We start from the raw sequence: 20,565 nt of genomic DNA, 5'->3' as shown, positions 1-20,565 counted from the left end.
GGGGTCAGCTTACGGGCGTCATCACCCGCTCCCAGCGGTCGCCGCCGCTGCGGTGCGCCTGCACCCCTGCGCCCCGGGCGGCATCCAGCAGTTCGTCGAGGTCGTAGCCGACGGTGTCGACGCTGGCCCACCCGATGCTCGCGGACACCCGTACGGCGATGGGCTGTGTCGGGTCGGGTGTGGCGACCTGGTCGAGCAGGCGCGACAGCAGGGGGCGCACGGCGCCTTCGGGGCGGGGCAGCAGCACCACCACCGCGTCGTCGCCCTGCCGTTCGAGGTCGGCGTCGGGCGGCAGCACGGCGCTGACGTCTCGCGCGAACCGGTCGGAGATGCGCGCGAACTCGGTGGCGCTGAACGCCTCGCGGAGGTCGACCGGGTCGTCGAGGCGGATGTCCAGCACGCACCACCAGCGGTCGCCGGCGGCCTGCGCGCGGCGCAGCCGGTCTTCGGCGACGGCGCGGAACGGGGTCTGCGCGATCGTGGCGCCCGACGTCGGGGTGTCGGCGCGGGCCAGCAGCAGCAGGGTGATGAGGGCCGCGGCGCTGTACACGATGGATGCCATCGAGTTGAGGTCGCGCATGAGGCCCAGCCCGTCGGCGGTGTCGTCCGCGTAGGGGCGGAAGCCCTGGAGGATGCCGTCGACGATGGCGATCACGCTGAAGACGATGAAGCCGGCGGATGCCACGGCCAGCGGCAGCGTCTCGTGGCGCCAGCGCGGCCCGAGACGCACCAGTTCGGTGATGGTGAGCGCCGCGAACACGCCCGTCACCACGAAAGCGACGCGGAAGAGGAGGGGGAACACCGCGGTGCCCGCGGTCACCGGCATAGCCACCGCGCACACGATCGTGAACACCGCCGCAACCCAGGTGTACGGCCGCGGGGCGCCGCGGCGCACGCGCAGCCCCACCCAGATGAACACCGTGCAGCCCAGCATGACCGCCGCGCACGCGGCGCGCAGCGCGGCCGATCCCCGTGCGTCGGCGGCGACCCACCCGTAGGACGTGATCATCGCGAGGGTGAAGGCGAACGCCCAGATGGCGCTGGCGCGGCTGGGACGGTGGAAGAACCCGAGCCCGATGATGACGGCGGTGTTGACGGTCGACAGGGCGACCAGCACCACGCCGATGCTCGAGTTGATCATTCTCCGGTTCCTTCCGGGCCGTGCGCGGCGAGGTGCACGACGACCGTCGTGCCACGGCCGAGGGCGCTGGTGAGTGCGAGGCGCCCGCCGTGCTGCTGCACGATCTCGCGGGTGATGACCATGCCCAGGCCCGTGCCCGGCACGCCGCTGTCACGAGCGGTCTGCGCGCGGAAGTACGGCTCGAAGACACGGTCGACGTCGGCGGCGGCGATGCCGATGCCGGTGTCGGAGACGGCGAAGCGGATCTGCCCGTCCACGTGTCGCGCGTCGACTCTGATGTGGCCGCCGCGTGGGGTGTACTTCACCGCGTTGCCGAGGATGTTGTCGACGGCCTGGCGCAGCCGGAAGGCGTCGCCGGTGACGAGCAGCTCACCGTCGAGGGCCGCTTCGACGGTGAGCTGGGCCGTCTGGGCTGCGGGGCGGAACGCGTCGACGGATGCCGCGGCGACCCGCTGCAGGTCGACGATGTTCGCGGGGGGTGCGGCGGGCTTGTTGGTCTCCAGCACCGACGCGATGAGGCGCTGCATCCGCTGACCGGCGTTCTCCACCACCTCCAGTCGCTCCATGGCATCCGGCGGCAGGTCGTCACGGTCCAGCAGCAGATCGACGTGGCCGACGATGGCGGTGAGGGGGTTGCGCAGCTCGTGGGAGACGATGCTGGTCATCGTCTTCTTCTCTTCCTGCGCCTTGACGGCCGCCGTCGTGTCGCGCACCGTCAGCAGCGTCACGTCGGGCTCATCGGGGGTGGAGCCCACTTCGCTGGTCGACACGTCCAGCGCGTGCCACTGCCCCGACGTGTCGAAGAGCCAGATGCGGTGGTCGGTGAAGATCTCGCCACGGGCCGCGCGGGTGATCATCGTGTCGTGCGGGGCCAGCGGCTCGCCGCGGTACGCGTCGTACTCCACGGCCGCCGCGGGGTGCGCGTGCGAGACGTCGTCGATCGAGTAGAGGCGGCGGTAGGCGTCGTTGGCCGCCCGGATGACGCCGCGTCGGTCGACGCGGGCAAGGCCCGTATCGACGGAGTTGAACAGCGCCAATGCGCGCTTCTCCTGCGTCTCGACACGGCGGAGGGTGCGCTCGAGCTGCGAGAACTGGCGTTCGAGCAGCCGACTGAACGCACGCGTGCGCCGGGAGCCGGTGGTGATGGTCACGCCGATGAACACCAGCGCCAGCAGCACCACCATGAGGTGCACCGCGCGGGAGGGGGTGAGGGAGGTGAGCAGCACATCGACCATCAGGATGACGGCGACCTCGCTCAGCGCGGCGATGAGCCACGGCAACGTGTAGTAGGTCGAGATCCAGGCGATGGGGAAGATCCACAGGATCGTGAGCAGGCCGTCGCTGCCCGAGGCCAGCAGCCCGATCGCGGCGATGTCGATGGCGGGGACGAGGGCGACCGTGGCGTGGCTCAGGCGGTGCCACGGCACCACGAGCGTGAGGGAGCTGACCAGCAGGATCAGCACGACGCCGGAGGTGAACACCGGCCGCGCGAACGCCTGTGGGGTCAGGAGGACGACGACCACCGTGATGGCCGCGACGGCGACGCCCAGCACCAGCTGCCACTGCCAGATCGACCGGGTGCGAGGGTTGTCCCACCTGCTGGGCGCCGAATGGTCGCGCGGCGGCGCATCGGGGATCGGGGGCTCCGCCATGGGGTCAGTGTATCGACCCCGGAGCTACGGTTCGGTGTCTTCGGGAAGCTCGTCGGAGTGCCCCGCCAGGGAGCGGTACCCGGAGCCGCGCACGGTCTCGATGAATCGTGGCTGCGCGGGGCTGTCGCCGAGCTTGCGGCGCAGGTTGGTCATGTGCGCCTCGATCGCCCGCTCGTCGGCATCGCTGACCTTCGCGGGGTCGAGGTAGGTCTCGTCGTGGAGGGTCAGCACGAGGTCGGCCTTGCTGCGCACGCGACGCCCGGACTCCAGAAGTGTGGCCAGCAGATCGAACTCGGTGCGGGTGAGGGTGACGTCGGCGGCGTCGACCGAGACCGTGCGGGTGTCGCGGTCGAGCATGAGCCCGTCGATGCGCATGGCGCCCACCGGCGGCCGGCCGGGGGATGCCGCGCGCTCGCCGGCGCGGGTGCCGTCGCCGTCGCCGTCGGTGCGCGGGCGGCGGAGCAGGGCGAGGAAGCGCGCGCGCAGCTCGCGCACGCGGAAGGGCTTGAACACCACGTCGTCGGCGCCGACACCGAACCCGAGAACGGCGTCGGCCTCGTCGGTCAGTGCGGTGATCACCACGATGTAGGTGTCGTTGCCGGCCGCGCGGATGCGCCGGGTCACCTCGAACCCGTCGATGCCGGGCATGTTGACGTCGACGGTGGTGACGATCGGCTGGTGCGCGAGCACCGCCGCCACGCCGTCGGTGCCGTTGTCGACTGCGGTCACCGCGAACCCGGCGCTGGTGAGCACCTCGGCAAGCAGATGCCGCACGTCGGCGTCGTCGTCTATCACGACAGCTCGTGGTGAATCGATGTGCGCCATATGCCCCCCTAGCGATGGCGGGAACGAACACCGTCGGTCGTTCTCGATGGGTCTGATTGTGCCAGATCGCTCGATCCGCACCAGGGGGCCGGTGGTGGATGCGGCCCCGGCAGGACCCCCCGATCCACCGGGGCCGCAGACGCCACACTAAAAGTGCGGCGTCTGCGGCCTCAGAGTGTTGCATCCACCCCGTGGTTCTGCTATTCGGCGACGGGGCGGTCAGCCCAGTGCCGGGTACAGCGCCGGTGCGGTGCGGTGGTGCGTGGCCTGCTCGAACGCGTAGGCGAGGCCCAGCAGCGTGCCCTCGGCGAAGTCGCGACCGAGCAACTCGATGTTGACGTTCGCCCCGGGGATCGCCTCGGCGTCCGTGGCCTGCCCCATCGGCACGGTGACCGACGGCATCCCGGTGTTGGGGCTCAGTCGCAGGTTGGTGCTGTGCGTGCCGTAGGGGCGGCCCGACGGGTAGATGAGGGCGTCGAGGTCCTGCGCGTCGAGCATGGCGGTGACGAGCGTCTTTCCGTTCGCGAGCACCGTGGTGTGCGTACCGGTGGGTCCGGCCCACGCCTCGTAGTCCGCGGCGGTCACGGCGTTGCGCTGCTCGAAGGTGCGCTTGCGCGAGGACACGTAGTTGCCGCCCTCGAGGATCGCGTCGATGCTGCGCGCCGACACGGCGGGCGACAGGTGCGTGGCGATGTACTCGTCGAGGTCGTGCTTGAACTCGGCGGTGCTGCCGCTGCCCTCGTTGAGCACCGTGGTGAACTCCGGCGAGCCGGACACCTCCACGACGGTCGCGCCGAGCGACTCGAGCGTGGCCTTCGTCTCGGCCCACAGTCGTGCGGTGGTGGCGTCGGTCGGGATCATCGATGCGACGTAGCCGATGCGAGCGCCGTCCAGCGCGCCGGCGTCGAGGTGCGACGTGTACGACGCGGGAACCAGGCCCGCCTGTCGGGCGGTCACCGCATCCGCCTCGTCGATGCCGACGACGGCATCCAGCGCCACGGCGGCGTCGAGCACGCTGCGGGTCATGGGGCCGCCGGTGTCCTGGCTGAGCGCGAGCGGGACGATGCCGTCACGGCTCGCCAGTCCCACGGTCGGGCGCACCCCGACCAGCTGGTTGTACGAGGACGGCACGCGGATGGACCCGCCGGTGTCGGTGCCGAAGCCGATTCCGGCGAGGTTCGCCGCGATCGCCGCGCCGGTGCCGCCGCTCGAGCCGCCCGCGGAGCGGGAGGTGGAGTAGGGGCTGGCGACGAGCGTGGAAGAGCCCGGGGCCTGGAACGACGAGAACTCCGACGCGAAGCCGTAGGCGAACTCGTCCAGGCTCGCCTTGGCGAGGATCACGGCGCCCGCCTCGCGCAGTCCCTGCACCATGAACGCGTCGGTGGTGGTCTGGTTGTCGTTCCAGCAGCCGCAGCCGGCGGTGGTGACCATGTCGACGGTGTTGTAGTTGTCCTTCACCGCGACGGGCACGCCCAGCAGCATGCTCGTCATGCCGTTTTCGGCGCGCTCGGCGTCGGCCGCGGCCGCGGCTGCGAGAGCGGCATCGCCGACCGTGATGATCGAGTTGAGCGCACGACCGCCCGCGGCCGGGTCGACGTTCACGTCGTCGTAGGCGGCGATGCGGTCGATGTAGGCCTGCGTGATCTGCACCGACGTGGTGACGCCGGCGTTCATGGCCGCCTGCATGTCGAGCGTCGAGGCTTCGACCAGTTCGAACGGGCCGTCGTCGTAGATCATGCGCTGCGCGAGGGCGGCGATGTCGGCCACGGTGATGGTGCCGTCGGCGTCGGTGTCGATGACCGCGACGTCGGCCCAGCCCGGGCTGGCGCTCGTCGAGCCGAGAGCGGATGCCGCGGCATCCAGATCGGCCGTGGTCACCTGATCGTCGCCGGTGAGGTCGAGCTCGGTGTAGTACGGCGCCAGCAGCGGAGTGGTCGGTGCGACCGGTGCGACCGGGAGGGCTGCGGCAGGCAGGCTGACGGCCGTGGCGGCGACCGTGCCGAAGATCGCGGCAGCGGCGATCGCGCCGCGGCGGCGGGTGCGGGTGGGGGTGGTCATGGGGATCTCCCGGTCGTTGAGCGAGGGCGCTGGGCGCCCGAGACGAAACGCCTGACCCGCGGTCACGGCGCGACCGCCGTACGGCGGCGGATGACGAACACGACACCAAGGGCGAGCAGCGCGACCGCTGCGGCCGCGGTGACGATCCAGACCGTCACGTCGGCACCGGTGGCGGCGAGCGAGCCGGCGGCGCCGGATTCGGCGCTTGCACCATCGCCGGCCGAGGGCGATGCCGGCCCCGCGGCCGGGGCCGGGGTTGTCGGCGACGGGGACGGCGCGGCCACGGGTGGTGCCGTGGCGGCAGGCGCGATCTCGACGGGGGCGGCCACCGGGGCGGGAAGCGCCTGCGCGGTACCGGCCGAATCGAGGAAGGTCGCAGCGGTGAGGGTGACCGTCGCCGGGCCCGAGGTCAGCGCCGTGAACGAGAAGGTGACGAGCGTCTGCGCGCCGGTCAGCCCGGGGGAGCTGCCCAGGCGGGTGTGCGTGAAGCCGAGCACACCCGGCGATTCGGCGACGGTGCCGAAACCGCCGGCGGGGTAGGTCTCGCTCGCGCCGATGTACCGCAGGAGCGCCGGGTCGTAGCCGACGGTGAGGTCGTAGGCGAACAGATCGGCGCCGGCGTCGGCGGTGATGGTCACGGCGACGGGGTCGCCCGCGGTGACCGTCGCAGGCGCGGTGACGGTGACGCCGGTGGCGGCGACGGCGGCGGGGGCGAGCGCGATCGAGCTGCCGAGAAGCGCGAGGGTGGCGGTGACGAATGCGAGGGCGCGGGTGCGTACGCGGGGCGGCCGCGTTCGCGAGGTGGGTTCAGGCATGCGTGAGGGAGTCCTTCTTCGAGGGGGACTGCCGACGCACACGCCCGGTGCGTGTCGCACCGGCGCGTCCCTGGGGGATGTCCGGGACTCTTTCAGACGCCTGTTTCGCGGCCGTTTCCGAGTGTTTCGGGTGGCCGCTGCCGGACGAATGCGGTGCCGCTACGGCCGCCCCATGCCGTAGTACGCCCAGCCGTCCGCACGCCATGCCGCGGCGTCGAGGCAGTTGCGCCCGTCGATGATGACGCGCCTGTTCACCAGCGATCCGGCGTGCTCGGGCGACAGCTCCCGTCGGTACTGGTCCCACTCGGTGACGACGATGACGGCATCGGCGCTGCGGAGGGCCTCATCCCTGTCGTCGACGTAGTTGAGCTGTGGATGCAGCGCGCGCGCGTTGGGAATGGCCTCGGGGTCGGTGATGGTGACCCACGCTCCGAGGCCGAACAGCCGCACCGCCACGTCGAGCGCGGGGGAGTCCCTGGTGTCGTCCGAAAAGGGCTTGAACGCGGCGCCGAGCACCGTGACGTTCTTCTTGAAGACCGAGCCGCCGAGCGCGGCGACCACGAGATCGACGGCACGGTCGCGCCGGCGCATGTTGATGGCATCCACTTCTCGGAGGAAGGCCACGGACTCGCCGCGGCCGAGCTCCTCGGCGCGGGCGGAGAACGCTCGGATGTCCTTCGGGAGGCAGCCCCCGCCGAACCCGATGCCCGCCCCCAGGAAGCGACGTCCGATGCGCACGTCGTGTCCGATGGCATCGGCGAGGGTGGTGACATCCGCCCCGGTCACTTCAGCGATCTCGGCCATCGCGTTGATGAACGAGATCTTGGTCGCCAGGAACGCGTTCGCTGCGACCTTCACCAGTTCGGCGGTGGCGTGGTCGGTGACGATGAAGGGTGTCCCCTGCGCGACCGACGGGTGATAGACCTCGCGCAGCATGTCCGCCGCGCGTTCCCCTTCGGCGGTCGCGGACCCATCGTGAAACGGCACACCCACCACGAGGCGATCAGGGTCGATCGTGTCCTTGACCGCGAAGCCTTCGCGCAGGAACTCCGGATTCCACACCAGCGTCGCCCCCGCCGTCGCCACCCGCTCGGCCAGCGTCGCCGCCGTCCCCACCGGGACGGTGGACTTGCCCGCCACGACGGCACCCGCGGTGAGATGCGGCAGCAGTGCGTCCACTGCGGCATCCACGTACGTCAGATCGGCGGCGGAGCCGTCCTTCTGCTGCGGCGTGCCGACGGCGACGAAGTGCACCTCCGCGTGCGCCGCTTCGGCGATGTCGGTCGTGAAGCGCAACCGTCCTGTCGCGATCGCCTCGGTGAGGATCTCCGGCAACCCGGGTTCGAAGAAGGGCGCCTCTCCTCGGGAGAGCGACTCGATCTTGCCCTCATCGACATCGACGCCGACCACCTCGTGCCCGATCGAGACCATCGCCGCAGCGTGGACCGCCCCCAGATATCCGCAGCCGATGACGGAAAGTCGCATGAGCCCCCCTCATGTCGCATACCGCGCTCGCGGCGATATGCGCCTCCTTACTACCAGATCACGCCCGGCGGGAGCAGCCATGGCCGCCGACCGGCGCGAGCCCGTTACTCGGCGGCGGGCTGCCGAGTGATCGCATCCTGAGCCTGGCCGCGGCCCTGATCGGCGCGCAGCGTCGCCGCCCGGGGCGCCGTCGGAGAGTCGGGCGCGGGAACCGGCGGAGAGTCGGGTGCAGGCGCTGGCGGGGGCGAGGCTCTGCGCTTTCGGCCGCGGGCCGTCTTCTTCTCGACGTACCCGTATCCGCCATAGCCGTAGCCATAGCCGGTGTAGCGCGCATCGGGCCCGCGCGTGGGCACCATCGACAGGACCACACCGGCGACCTTCGCGCCCACCGTCTGGAGCGCCTCGATGGCGGCGGTGAGCTGGTGGCGGGTCGTGCGGCCCGCGGCGACGGCCACGATGGCGCCGCTGGTGGCTCGGGCGAGGATGGCGGCGTCCGTCACCGGCAGCAGGGGCGGAGCATCGCAGAGCACGACGTCGAAGTCGCGCTCGAGCGTTTCGAGCAGGTGCGTCATCTGGGCGGAGCCCAGCAGTTCGCTCGGGTTCGGGGGTATCCTCCCTGCGGGCAGCACGAACAGGCTGCGCCCGCCCCAGGGCATCATCGTCTCACTCACGAGTGCGCGGCCGATGAGCACGTCGGTCAGGCCTGCGCCGCCCTCGATGCCCAGGTACTCGGCCACTTTCGGCTTGCGCAGGTCGGTGTCCAGCAGGGCCACCCGTTTGCCGGCATCGGCAAGGGCGATGGCCAGGTTGATCGTCATGGTCGATTTGCCTTCGCTCGTCACCGAGCTGGTGATCACGAAGCTCGCCCGTCCTCCCATGTCGAGGAACTGCAGGTTGGTGCGCAGCGCTCGGAACGACTCGGCCCGGGGGCTGAGGGGGTCGGCGTGCACGATGAGCGGGCGTTCTTTGGCCTTCGGGTCGTAGGCGATCGCGCCGATCAACGGGGCGGAGGTGACCTGCTCGACGTCGCGGCCGCTGCGCACCCGGGTATCGAGGAGGGTGCGCAGTGCCGCCACGCCGATGCCGAGGACGAGGCCCACCAGGGCGCCCAGCACGAGGTTGAGAGGCACATTGGGGCTCGACGGGGTCAGCGCCGGCTGCGCGTCGCGCACCCGCGACAGCTTCACCGCGCTGGCGCCCGAATCCCCGGCGGGCTCGAGGGCAGGGACCGCCTCGGAGAGGCTGGCCGCCAGCGCATTGGCGATCGCGGCCGCGCCGACGGCGTCGGTGTCACGGACGGTGATGGTGATGAGCGTCGAGTTGAGTGTGGCACTGGCGTCGACTGACTCGCCGAGCGCTTCCGCCGTCGTACCCAAGCCGAGTTCGGCGATGACCGGGTTCATGACGATCGGCGTCTCGACCAGGCCGACGTAGGTGTTGATGCGCGCCTGCGTGAAACTCGAGCCCTGCTGGAGCTCGGCGACGGTGCCGCTGGTCTGCGTCGAGACGAAGACCGTGCTCGAGGATTCGTACACCGGGGTGCGGGTCAGCGAGTACGCCGCGGCCACGCCGAGACCGACCGCCGTCGCGACCAGGATGATCACCCAGTTCTTGCGAAGTGCGCGGATGTAGTCGCTCAGTTCCATGGTGCTCCCGGAGCATCGTCCCGGACCGCCGGTGGTGCGGGGACCTCAGTCTGGCACAGCGGTGTGTCGCGGCCGTGAAAGGCGGGCCACGCGCACCACCTCGTCGATCGCGGGGTCGAGCTGCGCCGCAGAGAGCTCGTACTCACGTTGCGATCTTCGGTACGGGTCGGTGACGTCATCCACCGTCGGATCGCTCGGAGGCAGCGCCAGGCCACGTTGATCGGCGATGACGGCGGATGCTGCGCGCAGGCGGGCCGCGGCGTCGGTCGCGTCGGCCGAGTCGGCGGCGGCGATGATCCGCTCGTCCGAGAGCGCACGCGCGAGACGGGCGAACTCGCGCACCGTGAAGGTGGAGCGCAGGCGGCCGGGCGCGAGCTCCGCCACCGCGCGTCGGTGCTCGCGACTCATGGTGAGGATGAGGTCGGCGGAGACGAGATGCTGCTCAGTGAGGAAGCGCGCGCGATGCGCGCGGGCGTCCGCTTCCGCCACCCCGCGGGCGAGGGCGAGGCCGATGGCCTCGCCGGTCATGGGCGCCCCGGTCAGTCCACGGATGCCGGCGCTGTGGACCATCCCGCCGAGATCGACCAGCCGCGTGCGCAGCACCAGCTCCGCGAGCGGGGACCGGCAGATGTTGCCGGTGCAGATGGTCATGATCTCGAACACGGCTCGACCTTCGGCGAGGGCGACATTGCGGGAGAGCTTCTGGCGGGACACGGCCCGCTAACGTGGGGCCGTGCCCGATCAGCCTAGCGACGTCGTCGACCGCCGCGGCGAGCCCTTCGCCGGTGGTGGGCCCAGCGGCCCGGCGGTTTCGGAGGCGGAGATCCCTGCCCCGCGAGGCCGGGGCTCCGCGGGGCCGGCGGGCGCCGGGGCGAGACGGCAGCGGCGGACGGACTGGCGGCTCGGCGGATCGACGGTGCGACGCTGGCGCGGGATGATGCTGGCCTGGGCGGTGTTGAGCCTCGGCGCGGGATTGGTCCTCGGCTTCACCGTCGTCTGGTTCTGGCCGACCGCGCCGTGGTCGTCGGCAGCGAGCACCGCGATCCTATGGGTGTCGATGGCGGTGCCGGTGGTAGTGGCGATGCGTCGCTCACGGCCGGTCGGGTTGCTCCGACTGCGCCCGATCGATCTGCTCTATGGCGTGGCACTGGGCGGACTGCTGCGCATGGGTCAAGGCGCGATCGCGACGGCGGCGGGGCAATCGCCGAGCTTTCCGACGGTGATGACCATCGACGGACGGCTGCCCGAGTGGTGGTGGGCAACGGATGCGGTGCCGGCTGTGCTCGTGGCGCCCGTCGTGGAGGAGTTCTTCTTCCGCGCGGTGATCCTGATCGCGGTGTATTCGGCGTTGCGGCGTCCGATCGGCGCTGCGACGGCCGGGCTGGTCGCGGCACTGGCGTCGACAGGGCTGTTCATCCTCGTGCATGCAGTCGGCGGCACGCTCACCCTCGATGTCGGCGTCGCGATCTGCGCCGTGGGGCTCACCTGCTCTTTGCTGGTGCTGCTCACCGGACGCATCTGGGGTGCGGTGCTCGTGCATGCCGTCTACAACGCGACGTTCATCGCGCTGGCGCTCGCCGGGGCGCTGGCGGGCTGACGCCCAGGCGCCCGCGGCCGGCCCGCACATGCCGATCGCCCCCGCGGTGCAGGGGCGACCAGTGCACGCAGCGCTGCTACTTGTCGGTGAAGGCGTCCTTCACATCGTCGGCAGCCTGCTTGCCGTGAGCCTTGGCCTGGTCCACGTTGCCTTCGGTTTCCAGCGACTTGTCGTCGGTCGCCTTGCCGATGCCTTCCTTGGCCTTGCCCTTGAGCTCTTCAGCCTTGTGCTTCATGTCATCTCCGATAGCCATGGGCTCTCCTTCCTCTTGGCGACGGCCGAGTGAGGGCCATCGCGGGTCCTGGGTGATCCTGATCGGATGCTCCGACGCTAGCCGCGTGGCCGTCGCCGGCGGAGAGGGTTGCCAGGTGGCGCTCGCGCGCGTAGGGTCCCGGTGGCCGCCGGGCCGCGCAGGCCCGACGTGCTAAGCTGTCTCTTTGGTGCAGGCCGCCTGCTGGCCGGCACCGCGAACGTGAGCCCTCCACTGGCGTGTTCGAACGTCCTCGACGGAATCGAACCACCCCGGAGTGGGATTCACGAACTCCTCCGTTCGACACAAGAAAGCAGCACTATCGTGACGCGCACTTTCACCCCCAAGGCTGGCGAGATCCAGCGCGAGTGGCTGGTCATCGACGCAACCGACGTCGTCCTCGGCCGCCTCGCCTCGCACGCTGCCGCGCTGCTGCGTGGCAAGCACAAGCCGACGTTCGCCAACCACATGGACTCCGGCGACTTCGTCATCATCATCAACGCCGACAAGGTCGCGCTGACGGGTCAGAAGCTCCAGAAGAAGCGGGCTTACCGCCACTCGGGCTACCCGGGCGGCCTCAAGTCCATCTCGTACGAGGAGTTCCTCGACAAGAACCCGGCCCGCGCCGTCGAGAAGGCGATCCGCGGCATGCTGCCCAAGAACAGCCTCGGCCGCCAGCAGCTGTCGAAGCTGAAGGTCTACGCCGGTGGCGAGCACCCGCACTCGGCGCAGCAGCCCAAGACGTACACCCTCGACCAGGTCGCCCAGTAAGCGCCCCTCAGATTTAAGGACAACTGATGGCGAACATCGAAGAGACCCCGCAGAACTACTCCACCGAGACCCCCGCCGACGAGGCGCAGGTCACCGTCGAGCGCCCCGTGCTCTCGGTCCCCGGTGCCGCGGTCGGCCGCCGCAAGCAGGCCATCGCCCGCGTGCGTCTGGTCCCCGGCTCCGGCACGATCACGGTCAACGGCCGCTCGCTCGAGGACTACTTCCCCAACAAGCTGCACCAGCAGCTGATCAACGACCCGTTCACCGTGCTGAACCTGGCCGGTGGCTACGACGTCATCGCGCGCATCTCGGGCGGTGGCCCCTCGGGCCAGGCCGGCGCGCTGCGTCTCGGCATCGCTCGGTCGCTGAACCAGATCGACGAAGAGAACAACCGCCCGACCCTGAAGAAGGCCGGCTTCCTCTCGCGCGACGCTCGCGTCAAGGAGCGCAAGAAGGCCGGTCTCAAGAAGGCCCGCAAGGCGCCTCAGTACTCGAAGCGCTGATCCGAGCGCGCATGGCGCTGTTCGGTACGGATGGTGTGCGGGGGCTGGCCAACGGCCCCCTCACCGCCGACCTCGCGCTCTCCCTGGCCCAGGCGACTGCCGTCGTCCTGGGCCAGGGGCGTATCGCGGAGGCACGGCGGAGGGCAGGCAAGCGGCTCACGGCCGTCGTCGCCCGCGACCCCCGAGTGTCGGGGGAGTTCCTGGCTGCCGCCGTCTCGGCGGGGCTCGCCTCCTCCGGTGTCGACGTGCTGGATGCCGGTGTGCTGCCGACCCCGGCGGCGGCGTTCCTCGTCGCCGACCGCGACGCCGACTTCGGCGTGATGGTCTCGGCGTCGCACAACCCGGCGCCCGACAACGGCATCAAGATCTTCGCCCGCGGCGGCTCGAAGCTGCCCGACGAGGTCGAGGCGCGCATCGAAGAGGCCATGTCCGGCCCCAAGCTCCAGCCCACGGGCGGCGCCGTCGGTCGCATCCGTCGCTTCGCCGACGCCGAAGACCGCTACGTCGTGCACCTGCTCGGCTCGCTGCCGTACCGCCTCGACGGCCTGCACGTCGTGCTCGACTGCGCCCACGGCGCGGCATCCGGAGTCTCTCCCGAGACGTTCCGCGACGCCGGCGCCCGCGTCACCGTCATCGGCGCCGACCCCGACGGCATGAACATCAACGACGGCTTCGGCTCGACGCACCTCGACGTGCTCGCCGGAGAGGTCGTGCGCGTGGGCGCCGACATCGGCATCGCCCACGACGGTGACGCCGACCGTTGCCTGGCGGTGGATGCCGCAGGCAACATCGTCGACGGCGACCAGATCATGGCGATCCTCGCGCTGTCGATGAAGCAGCGAGGACGGCTGAAGAAGGACACCCTCGTCGCGACGGTCATGAGCAACCTGGGTCTGCACCGCGCGATGACCGAACACGGCATCCACGTCGAGCAGACCGCGGTCGGCGACCGCTACGTGCTCGAGCGCATGGCGGCCGGCGGGTTCTCGCTCGGCGGCGAGCAGTCGGGGCACGTGATCATGAGCGAGTTCGCCACGACCGGCGACGGCCTGCTCACGGGCCTGCACCTGTGTGCCGAGATGGCGCGCACCGGGCGCACCCTCGCCGAGCTCGCATCGGTCATGACGGTCTACCCGCAGGTGCTCATCAACGTCACCGACGTCGACCGCACGCGCGTCAACGACGATGACGCCGTGCAGGAGGCGGTCGCCGCCGCCACGGCGTCGCTCGGACTGTCGGGTCGCGTGCTGCTGCGCGCGTCGGGTACCGAGCAGCTCGTCCGCGTGATGGTCGAAGCCGAGACGGCGGATGCCGCAGCGGCGGTGGCCGGCGACCTTGCTGCCGTTGTGCGAGAGCGACTGGCGCTGCACGTCTGAACCCGCTCGTCGGTGAGAAAACCGACATGTGTGCGCAAAACAGTGGCGCTGAGGTTTCTGCATACGGTACAAAAGGGGCATGCACGGCTGCTGCGCCGGGCCGACACTGTATCCCCCCACGCAATTGTCTGTGTCCGCCTGGAGCCGTGGGCTCTGCGACGCCCGAGCGCCGGAGCCGGGAGGGGGCCGTGCCACTGGGGGCCGGCCCTCTCCCGCTCCCGTCTCAGCCGCCGAGTGAGTATTCGCGCCGCCGAGTGAGTACTCGCAGCCGCAGCTCGCCCCACACCACCAGCCCGCCGTATGCCAGCAGCGCGCCCGCGATCAACCCGACGAACAGCCCGGTGAGCGGCCGGTCGGCCAGCAGGTCGCCGCGGCCGGCCACGAGGGACGCCGCGATCGCGACGAGACTGAGCACCTGCGCCTGGAAGAGCACCCGGAACGCGCTCCACCGGGCATCCCACACGAGCGCCGCGTTCACGACGCCGGTGAGACTCAGCACGCACCCGGTGACCCGCGCGGTCAGCGGCGTCAGCGGCCACGCCCAGACGTCGATCGCGACCGTCGGCAAGACGAACATGCCGATGCCCGTGCACAGCGCCGCCGCGCCGATCAGCGCCAGGGCGATGCGCGCGGGCCGGGGGATCGCGACGTCCACGGGCTCCGGCAGACGCGGATCCTCGTGCCGCTGCACGACGGCGAGCACCGCCACTGCGATCGGCGTCGTGGCGTAGAGCACCATCCACGTGGCCGAGGAGATGTTCTCCGAGAACCTGTCCAGGTGCAGCAGCGTCGCCACCCCGAGCGCGCCGGCGAACACCACGACGGCCGGGAAGCCGTGCTTCACCCGATGCCAGCGCGTCGTCGTCGCGACGCGGACGAAGAACCAGATGCCGCCGAGGTACGCCGACGCCAGCAGGTACGCCGACAACGGCGGATCGATCGGCCAGGCGAACAGCTCGCCGGTGCGGGTGGGGAAGACGAACAGCAGGAATGCCGCGACCGCGAGGAAGGGGAGGATCACCACCGCGACGACCCGGGTCACGGCGAAGATGCGATCCCGCGAATCCCGACCCGCCGTTCCCGCCTGCCCCGCGGCGTCACCGCCGGGCATGGGCCATCACCTGCTCGGGCGAGAGCTCCAGACCCTCCGCGACGGCGCGGTCGATCGCCTCGCCCTCGCCGGCATCGCGCAGCGCCTGCAGCGGCGCGCTGTAGAAGTCGAACCCGCCCGTGTTCACGATGCCCTTGCGGCGTCGCAGTCGTTGCGCCGCGCCCAGCAGGCGCCCCGCCGCGACCGCGTCGCCCTCCGTCGCACGGACGGCGACGTAGGTCTCCAGCCCGTACGCGGTGCCCTCGTCGTGCCCGAGCACCAGGGAGAGCTCGAGGCTCTCCATGAAGTCGTCGGCGCCACCGGCCACGTCGCCCCCGAGGAACCGCGCCCACCCGCGGTGGTTCTGCGCGATCACGATCCCCAGACGCTCGCCCTGCGCCTGGGCGAGCTCGACGCTGGTGTCGAAACGCGCCCGTGCCGAGTCGATCGCGCCGGTGAACAGGTCGATGCGGCCCAGCGTGATGAGCGCCATCGCCTCGCCCCAGGCATCCGAGGCTGCGCGGAAGCCGACGAGACTGCGCTCGAGCTCGGCGACGGCACCCGGCAGATCAGGCTGCGGTCTGCGCCCGAGCAGCCCGAGCCCCACCGACACCCCCGCCAGCGCCGCGCCGGCTTCGTCGCCGGTCTCGAGGAAGATGTCCCGACTGGATGCCAGTCCGGGCACCGGGTCGTAGTCGCGCTCCTGCCAGAACCGCACCGCGTTGACGTAATACAGCGCGATCGCCCGCGTGCGCGCCTGCAGCGACCGCCCCTCGCGGTCGGCGGTCGCCAGCAGCTCCGCCATCCACGACTGCACGAGACCCAGGTAGCCGCCCACCCACAGGAACAGATACAGATGCCAGGCGTAGTCGGCCGCGGCATCCAGATCGCGGCGGTCCAGGAGCGTGCGCATGACGGCGGCGAGGTTCTCGGACTCGAGCTCGAGTCGCGCGAACCACTCCAGCTGCCGGGGGCCGCGCAGGCCCGTCACCGCCTCCGCGGCGAGCCCGCGGTAGGCGTGGACCCACGCCGAGATCCCCCGCTCGGCCTGTTCGGGGTCCTGAGTGCTCGCCGCGTACGCCCGCACCAGGCCCAGCAGCCGGAACGCGGGTGAGGTGCCCGCTTCGACGCGGCTGAGCAGGCTCGCGTCGGCGAGGGACTCCAGCGCCGCGAGCGGGTCGTCGACACCCGCCTCGAGCAGCGCGGCCTCGGCCGTCGCGAGCGCGAACGTGCCCGAGAACGCGGCGAGGGCGGCCAGCGCATCGCGCGACGCATCGTCGAGCAGGTCGACGCTCCACGCGATGGTGTGGCGCAGCGCCCGCTGCCGGTCGGGGAGGTCCCGGGCGCCGCCGACCAGCAGGCTGAGAGCCGAGTCGAGGCGGTCGAGCATCTGCTGCGGGCTGAGGATGCGGGAGCGGGCGGCGGCCAGCTCGATCGCGAGGGGGAGGCCCTCCAGCGCGCGGCTGAGGGCGATGACGGCGGGCGCGTTGTCGGGCGTGAGCCGGAACGCCGGATGTACGGCTGTCGCGCGCTCCACGAAGAGCGTCACCGCCGCCGAGGTCGCCGCGGCGGTCGGGGTCGCCTCGGCCGACGGCGTCGCCAGCGGCCCGACCTCGAGCACCCGCTCGGCGCGCACCCGCAGCGGCGAGCGGCTCGTGACGAGCAGCTGCAGGTGCGGCGACGCGGTGACGAGGGCCACGAGCACGTCGGATGCCGCGAGCACATGCTCCATGTTGTCGACCACCAGCAGCAGGTCGCGGTCGGCGATCGCGGCCGCGACCGTCGCCCCGAGCGGCCCGTCGCCCGTGTCGCGCACCCCGAGGGCGCGCGCGAGCGCCGTGATGACGCCCTCGGGGCGTCCGACCGACTCCAGTGCGGCGAAGGCGACGTCGCGGCCGGAGGCGGCGGCATCCCCCGCCAGCTCGATGGCCAGGCGTGACTTGCCGACGCCGCCGGGACCGGTGAGCGTGAGCAGGCGCACGTCCGGGCGGGCGAGCAGGTCGCGCGCGGCCGCCATCTCGTGTTCGCGGCCGACCAGCGCGGAGTAGGGCGCGGGGATCGCGGCATCCGCGGCCGCCGGCCCGCGCGCCGCGGCGACGTTCGTCGCGTCGAAGCGGTCGGCGAGGAGCGTCGCGATGTCGGCGAGCACGAGGTCGGCGAGCTCCTCGATGCTCTGGAACGACTTGTAGGAGGTGCGGTCGTCGCCGCGGATCGCGTCGAGCAGGCCGGAGAGCCGATCCTCGCGCTGCGGCGCGGGCTCCTTGATGTAGATGAGCGACGGCAGCGGCGTCGAGAGCCGGTACTCGTCCTCGAGCCCCGAGATCTCCTCTCCGTCAGCGACCCAGCCGTACCGCTCCCAATAGAGCCCGAGGAAGATGTCGCTCTGGCGCAGGTACGAGCGGTACAGCGCCCGCGGCGGGTGCGGGCGTGCGCCGAGCTCGAACATCACCGGCGCCAGGTGCAGGCGCTCGATCACGGCGCGCACCGCGCGGCGCTCCGGCTCGAGCTCCCGCAGTGTGGAGCTGACGAACACCCGGATGCGCTGGTCGGGCGTGCGGATGACAGGTCCCGTGGCATCCATAGGGTGAATGATCCCGCCGCAGCGCCCGGGAGTAAAGGGCGCGGCGCGTGTGCCGCCGGGTCAGGCGCCGGGCGCGGTCCAGGACAGCGACTCGATGTAGCGCAGCAGCACGCCTTCGCGCAGCGCCCAGGGGCTGATCTCCAGCTCCTCCACGTCGAGCGCCTTCATCGCCTGGTGCAGGACGACCGCGGCCGCGACGATCTGGAACGTGCGGTCGGCGGTGATGCCCGGCAGTGCCTCGCGCGCGTCGGCCGGCATGCGCGCGATGCGCGGGATCCACGCCTTCAGCGCCGACCGCGGCAGCACCATGCGCTCGATGCCCGACCAACCGGGCACGGGATAGCCGGCGAGCTTCGCCAGCGACCGGATCGCCTTGGACGACCCCACGACGTGGTCGGGCTTGGGCATGCCCGCGAACATCTCCGCGACCGGCGCGAGGGTCTTCCGGGCATGCTTGCGCAGCCGGTCCACCTCGTCGTCGCCGGGCGGATCGTTCGGCAGGTACTGCACCGTCATGCGGCCCGCGCCCAGCGGGACGGATGCCGCGGCATCCGGGAGCTCGTCGGCGCCGGCTGCCAGCTCGAGCGAGCCGCCGCCGATGTCGAACAGCAGGATCTGTCCCGCCGACCAGCCGAACCAGCGTCGCACCGCGAGGAAGGTGAACCGCGCCTCCGTCTCGCCGCCGAGCACCTGGAGCTCCTGGCCGAGGGCCTCCTCGATGCGGGCGATGACCTTCTTGCCGTTCTTCGCCTCGCGCACGGCGCTGGTCGCCGTCGCGAGGAGCTCGGCGACGTTCTCCTTCGCCGCGATCTTGCGTGCCTCGGTCACGGCGTCCACGAGCGCCGTCACGCCCTCCTCGCTGATCGAGCCGTCAGGTTCGAGGTAGCGCATCAGGCGCAGCACGGTGCGCTGACTGGTCGTCGCGTGGGGCCGGCCGCCGGGGATCACATCAGCGATCAGCAGGTGGACGGTGTTCGAACCGATGTCGAGGACTCCGAGGCGCACTCCGTCAGCGTAGCGGTGCCGGCTTCGGGCGCGACGGCGCACAACGTCGCTGATCCGGCTTCTCGCGGGGCCGAAACCGCCGCTCCCGGGGCATGGCGCGCGAATCGGCGACGTTGTGCGCGGGTGCCCGGCCGGTCGGCGCCGATACGATGGGCCCGATGGCCGAGACGACTGCCGTGAGCGACGAAGCCGCGCCCGAGCCCCTCGCGCGCGAGCTCTACCGCGAGATCCACCGCGCCGACTGGGCCCGCCTCGCCCGCGGCATCCCGAACCCGCTCACCGAGACCGAGGTCGTGCAGCTGCGCGGCATCGGCGACCGGCTCGACCTCGACGAGGTGCGGGAGGTCTATCTGCCGCTCAGCCGACTGCTGTCGCTGTACGCCGAGAACACCCAGCGCCTCGGCGCCGAGGAGAGCGCGTTCCTGGGGGAGGCCGACACCACGACCCCGTTCGTCGTGGGCGTCGCCGGATCCGTCGCGGTCGGCAAATCCACCATCGCGCGTCTGCTGCGCGAGCTCATGAGCCGCTGGCCGGGGACCCCTCGTGTCGAGCTCATCACGACCGACGGGTTCCTCTACCCCAACGCCGAGCTCGAGCGCCGCGGCATCATGCACCGCAAGGGCTTCCCGGAGTCGTACGACCGCCGGGCGCTGGTCGCCTTCCTCACCGAGGTCAAGAGCGGCGCCGCCGAGGTGCGGGCCCCGTTCTACTCGCACATGCGGTACGACATCATCCCCGATGCGCACGTGACCGTCCGCCGCCCCGACGTCGTCATCGTCGAGGGTCTCAACGTGCTGCAGCCGCCGCCGTCGCCCAACGACATCGCCGTCAGCGACCTGTTCGACTTCTCGATCTACATCGACGCCGACGCCGACCACATCACGCAGTGGTTCGTCGACCGCTTCCTGGCCCTGCGCCGCGCCGCCTTCAGCAACCCGAACTCGTTCTTCAACCGCTTCGCCGGCATCCCCGACGACGAGGCGGTCACCCGGGCGCTCGGATTCTGGAACGACATCAACCTGCCGAACCTGCGCGAGAACGTCGAGCCCACCCGCCACCGCGCGACCCTCGTGCTGCAGAAGGGTGCGGACCACGCCGTGGAGCAGGTGCTGCTGCGCAAGCTCTGACCGCGCGGACGCCGGGGGCGGACGGATGCCGCTACGGCAGCAGTCGCAGCGTGTCCCCGTCGGCGACGTAGCGCTCGCCGGACTCCGGGCACACCCACTCGTCGCCGTCGGCCACCAGCGGCCGACCCACGCGGCCGACCCAGCCCACACGCCGGGCCGGCACCCCCGCCACGAGGGCGTGGGCCGGCACATCCCTGGTGACGACCGCCCCCGCCGCCACGAGCGACCAGGCTCCGATCGTGACCGGTGCGATGCACACCGACCGTGCGCCGATGGAGGCGCCGCGCTCGACCGTGACGCCCACAGCGTGCCAGTCGTCGGTGCCCTTGGGTGATCCGTCGGGATTCGCCGCGCGGGGGAACTCGTCGTTGGTGAACACCACGGCAGGCCCGATGAACACGCCGTCGCCGATGACCGCCGGCTCGTACACGAGGGCGTAGTTCTGCACCTTGCAGGCGTCGCCGAGCACCACCCCCGGGCCGATGTAGGCGCCGCGGCCGATGTTGCAGTCCGCGCCGAGGCGCGCGCCCGTCCGCACCTGGGCGAGGTGCCACACACGGGTGCGGGGTCCCAGCGTGACGTCGTCGTCGACGTCGGCGCTCGGCTGCACGACGGGGGCGTCGGTGGGGGCGGTCATGGCGAT

The 20,565-nt window shown here is 71.4% G+C and carries 18 protein-coding genes; 5 read left to right on the top strand and 13 right to left on the bottom strand.

What is annotated here, in order from left to right; genetic code table 11:
- Positions 1-4: 4 nt before the first annotated feature.
- The 8 genes from ACFVR6_RS10520 to ACFVR6_RS10485 form a co-directional block, all read right to left on the bottom strand.
- Positions 5-1,141, bottom strand: coding sequence for a hypothetical protein (locus tag ACFVR6_RS10520; RefSeq protein ID WP_386962395.1), 1,137 nt, complete (start codon positions 1,139-1,141; stop codon positions 5-7).
- Entirely contained in the window at positions 1,138-2,793 is a 1,656-nt protein-coding gene (locus ACFVR6_RS10515; protein ID WP_386962392.1) for a sensor histidine kinase, read from the bottom strand. Before ACFVR6_RS10515 ends, ACFVR6_RS10520 begins: the two co-directional genes overlap by 4 nt.
- A 24-nt stretch (positions 2,794-2,817) precedes the next feature.
- Complete coding sequence (locus ACFVR6_RS10510) at positions 2,818-3,588, bottom strand: response regulator transcription factor (RefSeq protein WP_386962389.1); 771 nt, start codon at positions 3,586-3,588, stop codon at positions 2,818-2,820.
- A 249-nt stretch (positions 3,589-3,837) separates the two neighbouring features.
- Positions 3,838-5,676, bottom strand: a complete 1,839-nt coding sequence (locus ACFVR6_RS10505; protein WP_386962386.1) for an amidase family protein — start codon at positions 5,674-5,676, stop codon at positions 3,838-3,840.
- Positions 5,677-5,738: 62 nt separating this feature from the next.
- The gene (locus ACFVR6_RS10500; protein ID WP_386962383.1) at positions 5,739-6,491 is read right to left on the bottom strand and encodes a cohesin domain-containing protein; all 753 of its coding nucleotides are present in this window, start codon (positions 6,489-6,491) and stop codon (positions 5,739-5,741) included.
- A gap of 159 nt (positions 6,492-6,650) precedes the next feature.
- Complete coding sequence (locus ACFVR6_RS10495) at positions 6,651-7,976, bottom strand: UDP-glucose dehydrogenase family protein (RefSeq protein WP_386962380.1); 1,326 nt, start codon at positions 7,974-7,976, stop codon at positions 6,651-6,653.
- A gap of 104 nt (positions 7,977-8,080) precedes the next feature.
- Positions 8,081-9,622: a polysaccharide biosynthesis tyrosine autokinase gene (locus ACFVR6_RS10490; protein WP_386962377.1), complete on the bottom strand. Its 1,542-nt coding sequence runs from the start codon at positions 9,620-9,622 to the stop codon at positions 8,081-8,083.
- A gap of 45 nt (positions 9,623-9,667) precedes the next feature.
- A complete protein-coding gene (locus tag ACFVR6_RS10485; RefSeq protein WP_386962374.1) occupies positions 9,668-10,336 on the bottom strand; it encodes an arsenate reductase/protein-tyrosine-phosphatase family protein in 669 nt (222 codons plus the stop codon).
- A gap of 19 nt (positions 10,337-10,355) precedes the next feature.
- On the opposite strand from ACFVR6_RS10485, the gene ACFVR6_RS10480 reads away from it, so the two are divergent.
- Positions 10,356-11,219 carry a CPBP family intramembrane glutamic endopeptidase gene (locus ACFVR6_RS10480; protein ID WP_386962371.1) on the top strand — a complete coding sequence of 288 codons (864 nt, stop codon included), beginning with the start codon at positions 10,356-10,358 and terminating at the stop codon, positions 11,217-11,219.
- 76 nt (positions 11,220-11,295) lie between these two features.
- Here ACFVR6_RS10480 and ACFVR6_RS10475 read toward each other — a convergent pair whose 3' ends face one another.
- Positions 11,296-11,472, bottom strand: a complete 177-nt coding sequence (locus ACFVR6_RS10475; protein ID WP_386962369.1) for a CsbD family protein — start codon at positions 11,470-11,472, stop codon at positions 11,296-11,298.
- Positions 11,473-11,793: 321 nt separating this feature from the next.
- Here ACFVR6_RS10475 and rplM point away from each other — a divergent pair, with 321 nt between their 5' ends.
- Genes rplM through glmM form a run of 3 tightly spaced genes read left to right on the top strand, consistent with a single transcriptional unit; the run spans position 11,794 to position 14,119 of the window.
- On the top strand, positions 11,794-12,240 hold the full coding sequence (rplM, locus tag ACFVR6_RS10470; RefSeq protein ID WP_386962366.1) for a 50S ribosomal protein L13: 447 nt from the start codon (positions 11,794-11,796) through the stop codon (positions 12,238-12,240).
- Between the two features lie 26 nt (positions 12,241-12,266).
- Positions 12,267-12,743, top strand: a complete 477-nt coding sequence (rpsI, locus tag ACFVR6_RS10465; RefSeq protein ID WP_386962363.1) for a 30S ribosomal protein S9 — start codon at positions 12,267-12,269, stop codon at positions 12,741-12,743.
- A gap of 11 nt (positions 12,744-12,754) precedes the next feature.
- Complete coding sequence (glmM, locus tag ACFVR6_RS10460) at positions 12,755-14,119, top strand: phosphoglucosamine mutase (protein WP_386962360.1); 1,365 nt, start codon at positions 12,755-12,757, stop codon at positions 14,117-14,119.
- Positions 14,120-14,342: 223 nt separating this feature from the next.
- On the opposite strand, the gene ACFVR6_RS10455 is transcribed toward glmM, so the two are convergent.
- From ACFVR6_RS10455 to ACFVR6_RS10445, 3 genes are read right to left on the bottom strand one after another with little or no spacing between them, the layout of a single operon-like run.
- Complete coding sequence (locus ACFVR6_RS10455) at positions 14,343-15,161, bottom strand: hypothetical protein (RefSeq protein ID WP_386962357.1); 819 nt, start codon at positions 15,159-15,161, stop codon at positions 14,343-14,345.
- Positions 15,162-15,216: 55 nt separating this feature from the next.
- A complete protein-coding gene (locus tag ACFVR6_RS10450; RefSeq protein ID WP_386962354.1) occupies positions 15,217-17,790 on the bottom strand; it encodes an ATP-binding protein in 2,574 nt (857 codons plus the stop codon).
- A gap of 60 nt (positions 17,791-17,850) precedes the next feature.
- The gene (locus ACFVR6_RS10445; protein ID WP_386962351.1) at positions 17,851-18,795 is read right to left on the bottom strand and encodes a Ppx/GppA phosphatase family protein; all 945 of its coding nucleotides are present in this window, start codon (positions 18,793-18,795) and stop codon (positions 17,851-17,853) included.
- A 158-nt stretch (positions 18,796-18,953) separates the two neighbouring features.
- Between ACFVR6_RS10445 and coaA the strand changes: the two genes are divergently transcribed.
- The gene (gene coaA / locus ACFVR6_RS10440; RefSeq protein ID WP_386962348.1) at positions 18,954-19,922 is read left to right on the top strand and encodes a type I pantothenate kinase; all 969 of its coding nucleotides are present in this window, start codon (positions 18,954-18,956) and stop codon (positions 19,920-19,922) included.
- Between the two features lie 31 nt (positions 19,923-19,953).
- Here coaA and ACFVR6_RS10435 read toward each other — a convergent pair whose 3' ends face one another.
- A complete protein-coding gene (locus ACFVR6_RS10435) occupies positions 19,954-20,559 on the bottom strand; it encodes an acyltransferase (RefSeq protein WP_386962345.1) in 606 nt (201 codons plus the stop codon).
- Positions 20,560-20,565: the final 6 nt, after the last annotated feature.

The organism is Microbacterium sp. NPDC058021 (assembly GCF_042885955.1).
Classification (GTDB): domain Bacteria; phylum Actinomycetota; class Actinomycetes; order Actinomycetales; family Microbacteriaceae; genus Microbacterium.
The sequence above is the reverse complement of the archived record's forward strand: the minus strand, read 5'-3'. Positions and strand labels throughout refer to the sequence as shown.

Bases quoted from the DNA above. Each gene is read 5' to 3' on its own strand.
- ACFVR6_RS10505 (WP_386962386.1), bottom strand. From the start codon at position 5,676: ATGACCACCCCCACCCGCACCCGCCGCCGCGGCGCGATCGCCGCTGCC.
- rpsI (WP_386962363.1), top strand. From the start codon at position 12,267: ATGGCGAACATCGAAGAGACCCCGCAGAACTACTCCACCGAGACCCCC.
- ACFVR6_RS10450 (WP_386962354.1), bottom strand. From the start codon at position 17,790: ATGGATGCCACGGGACCTGTCATCCGCACGCCCGACCAGCGCATCCGG.
- coaA (WP_386962348.1), top strand. From the start codon at position 18,954: ATGGCCGAGACGACTGCCGTGAGCGACGAAGCCGCGCCCGAGCCCCTC.
- ACFVR6_RS10475 (WP_386962369.1), bottom strand. From the start codon at position 11,472: ATGGCTATCGGAGATGACATGAAGCACAAGGCTGAAGAGCTCAAGGGC.
- ACFVR6_RS10495 (WP_386962380.1), bottom strand. From the start codon at position 7,976: ATGCGACTTTCCGTCATCGGCTGCGGATATCTGGGGGCGGTCCACGCT.
- ACFVR6_RS10520 (WP_386962395.1), bottom strand. From the start codon at position 1,141: ATGATCAACTCGAGCATCGGCGTGGTGCTGGTCGCCCTGTCGACCGTC.
- glmM (WP_386962360.1), top strand. From the start codon at position 12,755: ATGGCGCTGTTCGGTACGGATGGTGTGCGGGGGCTGGCCAACGGCCCC.
- ACFVR6_RS10435 (WP_386962345.1), bottom strand. From the start codon at position 20,559: ATGACCGCCCCCACCGACGCCCCCGTCGTGCAGCCGAGCGCCGACGTC.
- ACFVR6_RS10515 (WP_386962392.1), bottom strand. From the start codon at position 2,793: ATGGCGGAGCCCCCGATCCCCGATGCGCCGCCGCGCGACCATTCGGCG.
- ACFVR6_RS10500 (WP_386962383.1), bottom strand. From the start codon at position 6,491: ATGCCTGAACCCACCTCGCGAACGCGGCCGCCCCGCGTACGCACCCGC.
- ACFVR6_RS10490 (WP_386962377.1), bottom strand. From the start codon at position 9,622: ATGGAACTGAGCGACTACATCCGCGCACTTCGCAAGAACTGGGTGATC.